We start from the raw sequence: 12,066 nt of genomic DNA, 5'->3' as shown, positions 1-12,066 counted from the left end.
GTGGCGAATATGGAGATCAGAGCAAGACCGTGATGGTCTTATTTTTATACTTTAAAAACCGGAGGGAAAACATGACAGAAAATGAAGTAGAAGTGAAACTTGCAGAGCACGGAAAAGAAATCGGCTCATTAAAGCATCGAATGAAAGAAGCAGAGGACGTTGTGAGCGTGGTACATCAACTGGCACAAGAAATGGTAGGGCTAACCAAAGAGGTCGGCTTCATGAACCAGACGTTGGTACAACTCACCGCAAAGGTGACGCATCTTGAGCAGACACCAGCTAAGAGATGGGATGGGGTTGTTACCGCTCTCATTGGAGCTATTATCGGTGCAGTAGCAGCAATGCTTTTTTAAAGGAGGTAGAACCATGAAAAAAATCAATTGGATTGTAAGAATCAAAAACAAGGCATTCTGGGTGGCGCTGATCCCGGCAATCTTACTGTTGATACAGGCAATTGCGGCAGTGTTTGGTCTTACCATCGACCTTGGAGACCTTGGAGATAAGTTATTGACTGTAATCAATGCACTCTTTGCAGTGCTGGCAATCCTTGGTGTAGTGGTAGACCCAACGACACCGGGCACAGGAGATTCAGAGAGGGCGCTTACATATAAGTAGATAATTTCAGAGGGCTTGGAAACAGGCTCTCTTTTATTGTGCGACATCGCACAAGGAGGTGAGAACATGAGCGAACAGAACGAATTTGGTAGAGTATCCGCAGAGGAACTGGAAAAGGCATTTGAAACGGAAAATCAGGAGGAAGAAAAAGAATGAAAATTGGCTTAAGGGGAGGGCATTCCCCAAATTGTAAAGGAGCAATCGGTCTGATCGATGAGCAGGTAGAAGTGCGGAAGATCTACAATGAGCTCGCACCAATGTTACAGGCTGTCGGTCATACTGTGGTTGATTGTAATTCCAACGCATCCAATGTGTCTGGTGAGCTGTCTGACGGCACAAATAAGGCGAATAGTGCGGGGTGCGATATCTATGTCACCTTGCACATGAATGCGGCAGGAGCGGAATCAGCTGGCGGTACAGAGGTGTGGTTATACGATGCATCTAACCAGACAATGAACACGATCGCAAGCAATATCTGCCAGAATTTCGCAAATAAAGGATTTGCTAACCGTGGTGTAAAGTACAGTTCGGGATACCATGATCTGAATGCATCTAATATGCCTGGCATGATCGTGGAGACATTATTCTGCACTGGCACAGGTGATGTAGCACGGTATCGAAATTTAGGTACAAAAGGAATTGCGGAGCTGATTGCAAAGGCGATTGACAGTAGAGCGTCTGCATGCAGCGAACAAAAAAATAACCAGAATACAGGAATCGAACAGGAAGGAGAAGAAGAGATGAAATGTTTATTTACAGTAGAGGGAAAAGGTGCAGTGTATTATTTTGACGGTCAAAAAGTAATCACATTGGCGCATCCGGACGAGCTGAAAATCGTTCAGCAGATTTACAAGGACAACAACGGAAAAGATATGCCGTGCTACAAATGGAGTCCAAGCGCTCCGTGGTACGCGAGACTGATGGCGGTTCTAAACAGGAAAGATACTACATCTATCTAAGAAAGCGTTGATATCTTTATACATAACGGTTAGTTAATTATAACTATTATTTTATGGGTAGTTGAGGTTAATTCCTCTTCTACCCATTTTTTTACCTTTTTGTATCCTTCATTTTACAAATGGTACTAATTCGTGTATAATGTGTATACGAATATATGTTTGGAGGTGCAAAATGGCTGAAGTACGAGCAATTAAACGTGGCAAAAAGTGGCAGTATATATTTGAAATTGCAAAAGTAGGAGGCAAAAGGCAACGAATATCTAAAAGTGGTTTTGACACAAAGGGTGCTGCATTGGAAGCGGGCACAAAGGCGAAAGCGGATTACGATAACGCAGGAATTGTCGTAAAAGAAAATGATATATCTCTTCATGATTATCTTGAGATATGGTTGGAGCAATATTGTGATGTGAATTTGAATCCACAGACAGTACATGGATACCGTAAAAAAATTAGACTTTATATTGATCCGGTACTAGGGAAATATCGAATAACTTCGTTGACACCAATTATTCTTCAAGATTTTATAAACGATAAATTTAATGAGGGATTTTCGAGAAATACTTTGAGCAGTATAAAAGGAATTTTAAATAAAAGTCTTAAACATGCGGTATCAAAATATCAATTTCTAAAATCAAACCCTATGAAAGAAGTTGAGCTACCCATGGCAACAGCAAAAGCAAAAGTTCCAACTAGGAAAAAAGTCCGTGTTCCTGTAACAAAGGAGCAATTTGAGAAAATTATAGATCGATTCCCGGAGGGAACTTCACAGCACATTCCTCTTATTTTAGGATATAAGTGTGGATTAAGACTAGGAGAAGTTTTCGCTCTTGATATTATGAAAGACTTTGACGAAGAAAGTAAAGTAATTTTTATCAATCATCAAGTACAACATAATGATACTAAAAATTTTTGGTATTTGTCTAATCCTAAATATGATTCTAAACGTACAATAGATTTGGACGATGAAACATTTAATTTACTATTACGAAAGAAAAAGCAGATGTTAAAAGATATGGATTACTATGGAGATATGTATACAAGATTGTATTTAACAAAAGATTTAGAAATTACTGACGAATATGATGAATTGAATCCAGATAATTATATTGAGTTCAACCCATTAAACAGATACCAGGATGGTAGATATATACAGCCTAGAATTATGCAACATTGCGGAAGAATTGTTCATTATCAATTAGATCTTCCTGATTGGGACTTTCATTCTTTAAGACATACACACGCTTCTATTTTGTTAGCCGCAGGTGCAGATATTAAATATGTCCAAGATAGATTGGGACACAAAAATATCGAAACGACTTTGAATGTTTATAGTCATGTAATGGAAGAAATGAGAAAAAATAATGTAGAAATTTTAAATGGATGCTTCTAATTTATTAAATACCAGCTGTGTACTTGTGTACCACTTATATCTTAGGTACACAAAATGTACACAACTGGTATTATTTTTTGTTTTTTAGAATGTATTGTGTAATCTAAACAAACTTATACAAATTGAACAGTCCCTTATTCTAAGCCAATTTTCTTAGAATTTTCCTTCTTTTGCTGATTCCTCGATCGCTACTGCAACAGCAACAGTCATTCCAACCATCGGATTGTTACCAGCGCCGATCAGTCCCATCATCTCTACGTGAGCCGGTACAGAAGAAGATCCTGCAAACTGAGCATCAGAGTGCATACGTCCTAATGTATCTGTCATACCGTAAGAAGCCGGTCCTGCTGCCATGTTGTCTGGGTGAAGTGTACGTCCTGTACCACCACCTGAAGCAACTGAGAAGTATTTCTTTCCTGCTTCGATGCATTCTTTTTTGTATGTTCCTGCAACTGGATGCTGGAAACGTGTCGGGTTTGTAGAGTTACCTGTGATAGATACGTCTACTCCCTCTTTCCACATGATTGCAACACCTTCACGAACATCATTTGCTCCGTAGCAGTTTACTTTAGAACGAAGTCCGTCAGAATATGCTGTACGGGAAACCTCTTTTAATTCTCCTGTGTAGTAGTCATACTCTGTCTGAACATATGTAAATCCGTTGATTCTGGAAATGATCTTTGCTGCATCTTTTCCAAGACCATTTAAGATAACACGAAGTGGTTTTTTACGAACCTTGTTCGCTTTTTCAGCAATACCGATTGCACCTTCTGCGGCTGCGAAAGACTCATGTCCTGCGAGGAATGCGAAACAGTCTGTCTCTTCTTCCAGAAGCATTTTTCCTAAGTTACCATGTCCAAGACCTACTTTTCTCTGGTCTGCAACAGATCCAGGGATACAGAATGCCTGAAGACCTTCTCCGATTGCAGCAGCAGCGTCAGCAGCTCTTCTGCAGTCTTTTTTGATTGCGATAGCAGCACCTACAATGTAAGCCCAGCATGCATTTTCAAAACAGATCGGCTGGATTCCTTTTACCTGATTGTAAACATCCAGTCCAGCATCTTTTGTGATTTTTTCAGCTTCTTCGATAGAAGCAATTCCGTAGCTGTTTAATACAGCATTGATTTTATCAATTCGTCTTTCATATGATTCAAATAAAGCCATTTTAAGTCCTCCTATCGCCTATTCCTGTCTTGGGTCGATGATCTTAACTGCATCATCCACGCGTCCATACTGTCCCTGTGCTTTTTCCCATGCTTCGTTTGGTGTATCACCTTTTTTAATGAAGTCTGTGAATTTACCAAGGCTTACGAATTTGTATCCGATAATTTCATTATTCTCATCCAGAGCGATACCTGTTACATAACCTTCAGCCATTTCCAGGTAACGAGGTCCTTTTGCAAGAGTTCCGTACATTGTACCAACCTGAGAACGAAGTCCTTTTCCGAGATCCTCCAGTCCTGCACCAATCGGAAGTCCATCTTCAGAGAATGCACTCTGTGTACGTCCGTATACGATCTGCAGGAATAATTCTCTCATAGCTGTGTTGATTGCATCACAGACAAGGTCTGTGTTCAGAGCTTCGAGAATTGTTTTTCCCGGAAGAATTTCAGATGCCATAGCTGCAGAATGAGTCATTCCTGAACATCCGATTGTCTCAACCAGTGCTTCCTGGATGATACCTTCTTTTACGTTCAGTGTCAGCTTACATGTTCCCTGCTGTGGAGCACACCAGCCTACACCGTGTGTCAGTCCTGAGATATCTTTAACTTCTTTTGCCTGCACCCATTTTGCTTCTTCTGGGATTGGAGCTGGTCCGTGATTTGCTCCCTGAGCTACCGGACACATCATTTCTACTTCGTGTGAATAAATCATGTTAAAACTCCTTTCAACATATGTAATTGTGTATTATTTGAGGTTTCCCTCTGCGGCTTTGATAAATTCTTAACGCCGTATTCGTTTACATTCTCTCACAAATTCCGACATTCGTCAATTATCACTTTCTATTTTTCCAGATTTTCCAGTGCTTCCACAAGCATTTCCAATGCAGTTTCCACTGTATGCTGCCTGTTTTCCATACGGTTTCCATCAAAAACACATCTTTTCGCAGTTGTCTTTCCGTTCACAGAACAGCCGATATAAACCAGACCTACCGGCTTTTCCTCTGTTCCTCCTCCCGGTCCCGCAATTCCCGTAGCGCTTAGAGCAGCCTCTGCTTTTGCCGCCTTTGCTGCTCCATTCGCCATTTCTTTTGCTGTCTGGGAACTGACTGCTCCATAACGCTCTAATGTCTCCGGGGAAACGTTTACAAGACGTATCTTTGCTTCATTGGAATATGTGATATACCCTTCATTCAATACGTCAGATGCCCCTGGAACATTCACCAGCGTTGCTGCGATCAGGCCGCCTGTGCAGGATTCCGCTGTAGTGACTGTCATTTTGTGTTCAGCAAGCAATTCCACCACACGCTCTTCCAATGTCGTCTGCGCTTCATTTTCCTTCATTTTTAAAAGCCAGTCTGTATACATCTTACATGCCTCCGTTGGTCAGTACCTGAATATTTTTTGCCACATAATCAATCAGTGAAATGATCGTAAGTGCCAGTGAAATCCAGATCAGTGCCTGCCCGATCACATCAAAAGCACCACCCAGATCCATGATCAGTACAATGACCATCGCCATCTGAAAGACTGTCTTGAATTTACCCCAGTAGCTTGCCGCGATCACAATTCCATTGTCAGACGCCACCAGACGGAATCCACTGATAATAAACTCTCTGGCAATGATCACGATCACGATCCATGCCGCCAGACTTCCTTTTTCGATCAGACAGATCATTGCTGAACATACCAGCAGTTTATCCGCAAGCGGATCCATAAACTTTCCAAAATTTGTGACCAGATTATATTTTCTGGCAATTTTTCCATCCAGCAGATCGGTCAGACTGGCCACCACAAAAATCGCCAGTGCGATCCATTTGTTCGCCACTCCACCAAGATCTGTCAGCATAAACAGCACAAAAAACGGTACCATCAGCACTCGCAGAACCGTCAGTTTATTCGGTAAATTCATCAGATAAGACCTCCTATCAAATCATAATCCACTGCTCCCGATACTTTTACCTTTGCAAAATCACCGGACATCAGTTCTTCCTCTGTGTTAACAAAAATCAAACCGTCCACATTCGGCGCATCTCTGTATGTTCTTCCCACATATGCATTTTCATCTGCTACTTTTCCTTCGATCATCACAAGCACTTCTTTTCCGACCATATTTTCCGCAGTATCAAACGCAATTTCCTGCTGCAGTTCCATCAGTTCAGCCTGGCGTTCTTCCTTGACTTCTTCCTCGATCTGCCCTTCCATCCTCGCAGCTGCAGTATCCTCCTCCGGAGAATAAGTAAACACACCGAGTCTGTCAAATTCCATCTCATCCACAAACTCCATCAGTTCCTCATGCTGCTCTTTCGTTTCTCCCGGGAATCCCGTGATCAATGTGGTGCGAAGCGCGATATCCGGAATTTCTCTCCTGAGCTTACTGATGATATCTATCAGTTCCTGTTTTGTCGTTCTTCTTCCCATACGTTTGAGAATCTCATCATTGGCATGCTGGATTGGAAGATCCAGATAATGACAGATTTTTGGTTCTTCCTTAATCGTCTGAATCAGTTCATCATAAATTTCTTCCGGATAACAATATAAAATTCGAATCCAGCGGATTCCTGAAATTTTACACAGCTCTCTCAAGAGTTTGTGCAAAGATTTTTCACCATAAAGATCTTTTCCGTACAAGGTTGTCTCCTGTGCAACCAGAATCAGTTCCTTTACCCCTTGTTCTGCCAGATATTCTGCTTCTGACAGGAGCTGCTCCATCGGCACACTCCGGAAATTTCCACGGATCTTTGGAATAATACAATACGTACAATGCTTGTCGCACCCTTCTGCGATTTTCAGATACGCAAAATGACCGCCCGTAGTCACCAGACGTTTTGTCTCCACTTCCGGAAGGAGATCTGTATCGGCCAATGTCAGTGTATGGTGCCCCTTTAGTGCCTCGTCAATCGCATCTAAAATCTTGTCGTATGCAGTCGTTCCAAGCACTGCATCCACTTCCGGGATCTCATCTAAAATCTCCTGACGATAGCGCTGTGCCAGACATCCTGTAACAATCAGGGCTTTTAATCTGCCCTCTTTTTTATATTCTGCCATCTCCAGAATGTTCTGAATACTCTCCTCTTTGGCATCGTGGACAAAACAGCAGGTATTGATCACGATCACATCTGCCTGTGTCTCTTCCTCTACCATCTGATATCCTCTGGATGCCAGCATCCCCAGCATCACTTCTGTGTCCACCAGATTTTTATCACACCCGAGGGAAATAAAAAGTATATTCATATTTCATTTTTCTCCTTTTTTCAACAGTCAGAAAGGCAGATACCATATGGCATCTGCCCCTTATCTTCTCTTTCTATGCCTATTCCTCTTCTGCGTTTTCTGCCAGAATCTTGAGTTCGCCTGCATTCATCTCTTCAATTGCAATTGACAGAGGTTTCTCTCCTGCCTTTGCATGTACCATCGGAAGATCTCCGTCAATCAACTGTCTCGCTCTTTTGGACGTTGCCATAACAATGGAATACCGGCTGTTTACAACCTTTGATTCCCCTTCCTCAACGTCCTGATTTACGACCTTCATCAAATCTGTATAAGATGGATGTAACATATTCTATCTGTCTCCTTTCACATTCCCTTTTAAATCCTGTTTCATACTCTGAATAAAGCTCTCATTACGGAAACTTCTTTGATGCTCTCCCTGGATGATCTTATGCATCTCGGATACACAGACATCCAGATCATCATTAATCACCAGATAATCATACTGATCCATGTACTCTGACTCCTCCACTGCCCTTGCCAGTCTGGACTCGATCACCTCCATGGTCTCTGTCCCTCTTCCGACCAGACGTCTGCGCAGCTCTTTGGCAGACGGCGGCGTCACAAACAAAAGCAATGTGTCCGGAAAGCGTTCCTTTACCTTGAGCGCTCCCTGAATCTCAATCTCCAGAATCACATCTTTTCCCGCTTCCAGCTGCTGTTCTACATAGGTACGCGGTGTTCCATAATAATTTTCCACGTATCTAGCATACTCTATCAGCTCTTCTTTCGCAATCATTTTTTCAAATTCTTCGGTTGTTTTGAAAAAATATTCCCTTCCATCCACTTCTCCTTCTCTTGGATTTCGTGTGGTGGCAGAAACAGAAAGTGCATAAGTTTCCTCATAACGCTTCATCAATTCTTTCATCAGTGTTCCTTTTCCTGCCCCTGAAAATCCGGATACAACGATCAAAATCCCTCTCTGATTCATCTCTTTAAAATTTCTCCTTTATCTCCTGGTTATTCAATATTTTGTATCTGTTCTCTGATTTTTTCAATCTCTGTCTTTAGTCCGATGGCATAATTCGAAACTTCCAGATCATTCGCCTTGGATAAAATCGTATTCGCCTCCCGGTTCATCTCCTGTGCGATGAAATCCAGCTTACGCCCGATTCCCTCCGACTCTTCCAGTGTATTTCTCATATGTGCGATATGACTTTTCAAACGAACAACTTCTTCATCCGTACAGATCTTGTCCGCAAACAGAATCACTTCCGCTGCAATCCGGCTCTCTTCAACCTGCGCGTCCGCAAGTAATTCTTTTACTTTTTCTTCCAGCTTTGCACGATACTCTGCCACAATCTGAGGAGAACGTGCTTCCACCTGTTCCACAAGTGATTCCATACCGGAGAGCTTCTGAAGGATATCTTCTTTTAAGTGAGAACCTTCCAAAACTCTGGTTTCCACAAACTGTCCAAACGCTCCCTCCAGCGCCTCTTTGAGCCCGCTCCAGAGAATCTCTTCATCCTCTGTCTGCTCTTCCATTGTAAGTACCTCCGGATAGTGGGACAATGCAGATACTTTCACATCATTTGCAATGTGAAACTCCTCGCTCATCTGACGGAAATAACGCATATATTCCGCTGCCAGTGCAGCATTATACTTCAGCATCATCTGCTGCTGTGACAAATCCTCACAGGAAATAAAAATGTCTACCTTCCCACGGTTGGCATACTGCTTTAAAAGCGTACGGATCGCCGTCTCAAAAAAATTCAGCTTTTTCGGCATCCGGATATTTACATCCAGATATCTGTGGTTCACACTTTTTAACTCTACCGTAAATTTTCTGGACTCTTTTTGAATTTCACATCGTCCAAAACCTGTCATACTTTTTATCATGTCTTTGTCCTCTGTCATTTTCTTGAAATTCTGTTACCAGTATACTCTTATTTATGCTGTTTGGTCAAGCTTTCACTCCAGAAATTCCCGATTTCAGGTACCACTTGTCCGAATTCTGTGATACAATAATCAAGTTAAACGAAACCAACCAAAAGAAAGGATTTTTTTATGGCTTTTGACGGAATTGTCGTGGCCAATCTGGTCCACGAATTAAAAGAACAGCTTTTAAACGGAAGAATTGCAAAGATCGCACAGCCGGAGGCAGACGAGCTTCTGCTGACGATCAAATCCCCTAAGGGACAGAGACGGCTTTCCATTTCTGCAAGTGCATCTCTTCCGCTCATATATCTCACTGACGCGAATAAACCAAGTCCCATGACTGCTCCCAATTTCTGTATGCTTTTGAGAAAGCACATTGCAAACGGCAGGATCGTGGATATCTGGCAGCCCAAACTAGAACGGATCATTCATTTTACAATCGAGCATCTGGATGAGCTTGGCGATCTTTGCCGCAAGGATCTGATCGTGGAGATCATGGGCAAACACAGCAATATTATTTTCTGTACTTCAGACGGAACGATCATTGACAGCATCAAACATGTCTCCGCCCAGATGAGTTCTGTCCGGGAAGTGCTGCCCGGACGGGACTATTTCATCCCGGACACCATGGAAAAAGCAGATCCGCTCACAATTTCAGAAGCCGAGTTCCATACCCTGCTTCGTGCAAAGCCAATGCCGGTATCCAAGGCAATCTACACCAGCTTTACCGGGATCAGTCCCGTCACTGCTGAGGAGATCTGTTTTCTTTCCAGTATAGATTCAAGGCTTCCGGCCTCAGAGCTTTCCGCAGATGTCTGTGTACACTTTTACAATCAGTTTTGTATTTATCTCTCCGCAGTCAGGGAAGGTCAATTCTCCCCGTCTGTATACTATGACGGAAAAGAGCCAAAGGAATTTGCATCCCTTGGGCTGGAGCATTTGCATGCATACCACAGAGAAACTTTTTCTTCCATCTCACACGTGTTGGAGACTTATTATGCAACCAAAAACCAGATTACCCGTATCCGCCAGAAATCTGCTGATCTGCGCCATATCGTACAGACCGCTCTGGAACGCGCCAGAAAAAAATATGCTCTGCAGATGCGGCAGTTATCCGATACCGAGGATCGGGACAAATACAAAGTATACGGCGAACTGATCCATACTTACGGCTATAATCTGGAACCAGGTGCAAAAGTACTGGAGGCTTTGAATTACTACAACAATGAAATGGTAAAAATCCCATTGGATACCACAAAAACTCCGTTGGAAAATGCACAGCGCTATTTCGAAAAATATAACAAACAAAAACGTACCTTTGAAGCATTATCCGCGCTGACCGAAGAAACAAAAGAAGACATCACATACCTGGAATCCGTCAGCACTGCTCTGGATATCGCACTCAGTGAGGAGGATCTTGCAGAGATCAAGGAAGAGCTGATTCATTCCGGTTATATGCGCCGCAAATTCACCAAGAAAAAAGTAAAGATCAAAAACAAACCACTGCACTATCTTTCCAGTGACGGATATCATATTTATGTCGGAAAGAATAACCTGCAGAACGACTGGCTGACCTTCGAATTTGCAGTCGGCAATGACTGGTGGTTCCATGCAAAAAATACTCCCGGATCTCATGTTGTTGTCCGCACCAACGGAGATGAGCTTCCGGACCGTACATTTGAAGAGGCCGGACGGCTTGCCGCTTACTATTCCAAGGCCCGGGGCGGAGAAAAAGTAGAGATTGACTATATTGAGAAAAAACATGTCAAAAAACCAAAGGGTGCAAAACCCGGCTTTGTCGTATATTATACCAATTATTCGCTGATCATCGACAGTGATATCGGCGACTTAAAAGAAATTTCTGATTAAAATGCATTCAAAATGCCCCTGGTACAGATTTCGTTACCAGGGGCATCCATCTATTTTTCTATAATAAAAGAGTATTCTTATCCATTGACTGCTTGCTTCACATCTTCAGGAACCTGAATCTGTCCCACATTATCATATCCGTTATACACCAGTTCAATATTATAAAAATTCACATTAGTTGTTTTCCCGAAGCTTTGGTATAATTCATCCATCACATCTGTCATATCCACGATGATCCTTGCCGGCAGCTTTTCTTTTTTGTAAATATCCACCGTAACCGGAATCTCCAGTGTATCCAGCGCATCCTGATCCAGCAGATCCACAAGACCGTAGGCCTGAATCATCTCCTCCCCAAGAAAATCCATCAGCTTCTTTCCCTGCATATCCCCGTAGATTTCATAGCACGTCTTTTCCCGGACCTTTACCGGCTGCTTTGCAAGCGTAAAATCTTCGATTTCCGCTCTTGCACTCTGGAAAAAATCTGTTTCTGTACCACTGGAAGAGGAGCTGTTTTCACTCTCTGTCCTCGACCACTGCTCGTAAAGACTACTGTACGTCACATACTTATCGCCTTCTTCCACCTGGTAGATTTCCATATTACTAGAGACCAGATTATCATTTAGCTTCACTTCCGCCCTCCCCTTTGCGTGTCCTGCTCTGGGGCTTACCGTGTTCTCCATGTCCATATCCATTCGGATTCTGGTATGATCCAGCACATCCTCCAACTCCACCTCGATTTCCAGTGAACTGGATGCCGAATTGACTTCTTTCATATTTTTGTCTACCGCATCCATCAATACTTCTGGTGTTACTTCCTGCTTTTCCTGCTGTCTGCATCCTGCCGCCGTATTTGTGCACAGCATCAGCAGTGCGCCTGTCAATGCAAGACGGCGCATCCGTTTCTTTCCTGTCATACCAAATTCCT

Annotated in this window: 14 protein-coding genes; 5 read left to right on the top strand and 9 right to left on the bottom strand. The window is 42.7% G+C overall.

All coding sequences use genetic code 11. From position 1 onward, the window contains the following. Window positions 1–71 precede the first annotated feature (71 nt). The 4 genes from FXV78_RS14630 (at window position 72) to FXV78_RS14615 (ending at window position 2,964) form a co-directional block, all read left to right on the top strand. A complete protein-coding gene (locus FXV78_RS14630) occupies window positions 72–353 on the top strand; it encodes a hypothetical protein (protein WP_039959095.1) in 282 nt (93 codons plus the stop codon). Between the two features lie 13 nt (window positions 354–366). Further along, window positions 367–615, top strand: coding sequence for a phage holin (locus tag FXV78_RS14625; protein ID WP_105084775.1), 249 nt, complete (start codon window positions 367–369; stop codon window positions 613–615). 152 nt (window positions 616–767) lie between these two features. Continuing rightward, the gene (locus FXV78_RS14620; RefSeq protein ID WP_004843820.1) at window positions 768–1,574 is read left to right on the top strand and encodes an N-acetylmuramoyl-L-alanine amidase; all 807 of its coding nucleotides are present in this window, start codon (window positions 768–770) and stop codon (window positions 1,572–1,574) included. 172 nt (window positions 1,575–1,746) lie between these two features. Then, window positions 1,747–2,964 carry a tyrosine-type recombinase/integrase gene (locus tag FXV78_RS14615; protein WP_004843821.1) on the top strand — a complete coding sequence of 406 codons (1,218 nt, stop codon included), beginning with the start codon at window positions 1,747–1,749 and terminating at the stop codon, window positions 2,962–2,964. Window positions 2,965–3,117: 153 nt separating this feature from the next. Here the strand turns inward: FXV78_RS14615 and FXV78_RS14610 are convergent, their stop codons facing one another. From FXV78_RS14610 to FXV78_RS14575, 8 genes are all read right to left on the bottom strand, one after another. Next, on the bottom strand, window positions 3,118–4,128 hold the full coding sequence (locus FXV78_RS14610) for a GGGtGRT protein (protein ID WP_004843822.1): 1,011 nt from the start codon (window positions 4,126–4,128) through the stop codon (window positions 3,118–3,120). An 18-nt stretch (window positions 4,129–4,146) separates the two neighbouring features. After that, on the bottom strand, window positions 4,147–4,839 hold the full coding sequence (locus FXV78_RS14605) for an iron-sulfur cluster assembly scaffold protein (protein ID WP_004843823.1): 693 nt from the start codon (window positions 4,837–4,839) through the stop codon (window positions 4,147–4,149). Between the two features lie 128 nt (window positions 4,840–4,967). After that, entirely contained in the window at window positions 4,968–5,492 is a 525-nt protein-coding gene (locus FXV78_RS14600) for a CinA family protein (protein WP_004843824.1), read from the bottom strand. 1 nt (window position 5,493) lies between these two features. Beyond that, a complete protein-coding gene (pgsA, locus tag FXV78_RS14595; protein WP_004843825.1) occupies window positions 5,494–6,036 on the bottom strand; it encodes a CDP-diacylglycerol--glycerol-3-phosphate 3-phosphatidyltransferase in 543 nt (180 codons plus the stop codon). Beyond that, window positions 6,036–7,358, bottom strand: coding sequence for a 30S ribosomal protein S12 methylthiotransferase RimO (gene rimO / locus FXV78_RS14590; protein WP_004843826.1), 1,323 nt, complete (start codon window positions 7,356–7,358; stop codon window positions 6,036–6,038). The genes pgsA and rimO overlap by 1 nt, the downstream gene beginning before the upstream one ends. Before the next feature lie 79 nt (window positions 7,359–7,437). After that, window positions 7,438–7,683: a DNA-directed RNA polymerase subunit omega gene (gene rpoZ / locus FXV78_RS14585; RefSeq protein ID WP_022037846.1), complete on the bottom strand. Its 246-nt coding sequence runs from the start codon at window positions 7,681–7,683 to the stop codon at window positions 7,438–7,440. Between the two features lie 3 nt (window positions 7,684–7,686). Continuing rightward, the gene (gene gmk, locus FXV78_RS14580; protein WP_004843828.1) at window positions 7,687–8,325 is read right to left on the bottom strand and encodes a guanylate kinase; all 639 of its coding nucleotides are present in this window, start codon (window positions 8,323–8,325) and stop codon (window positions 7,687–7,689) included. A 29-nt stretch (window positions 8,326–8,354) separates the two neighbouring features. Further along, entirely contained in the window at window positions 8,355–9,233 is an 879-nt protein-coding gene (locus tag FXV78_RS14575; protein WP_009244567.1) for a YicC/YloC family endoribonuclease, read from the bottom strand. Window positions 9,234–9,401: 168 nt separating this feature from the next. Between FXV78_RS14575 and FXV78_RS14570 the strand changes: the two genes are divergently transcribed. After that, a complete protein-coding gene (locus FXV78_RS14570; protein ID WP_004843830.1) occupies window positions 9,402–11,141 on the top strand; it encodes an Rqc2 family fibronectin-binding protein in 1,740 nt (579 codons plus the stop codon). Between the two features lie 77 nt (window positions 11,142–11,218). Here FXV78_RS14570 and FXV78_RS14565 read toward each other — a convergent pair whose 3' ends face one another. Then, on the bottom strand, window positions 11,219–12,055 hold the full coding sequence (locus tag FXV78_RS14565) for a DUF6612 family protein (RefSeq protein ID WP_004843831.1): 837 nt from the start codon (window positions 12,053–12,055) through the stop codon (window positions 11,219–11,221). Between the last annotated feature and the right edge of the window lie 11 nt (window positions 12,056–12,066).

It is taken from the genome of Mediterraneibacter gnavus ATCC 29149, from assembly GCF_008121495.1.
GTDB classification, from domain to species: Bacteria; Bacillota; Clostridia; order Lachnospirales; family Lachnospiraceae; genus Mediterraneibacter; species Mediterraneibacter gnavus.
This window is presented reverse-complemented; position numbering and strand designations above follow the sequence as displayed.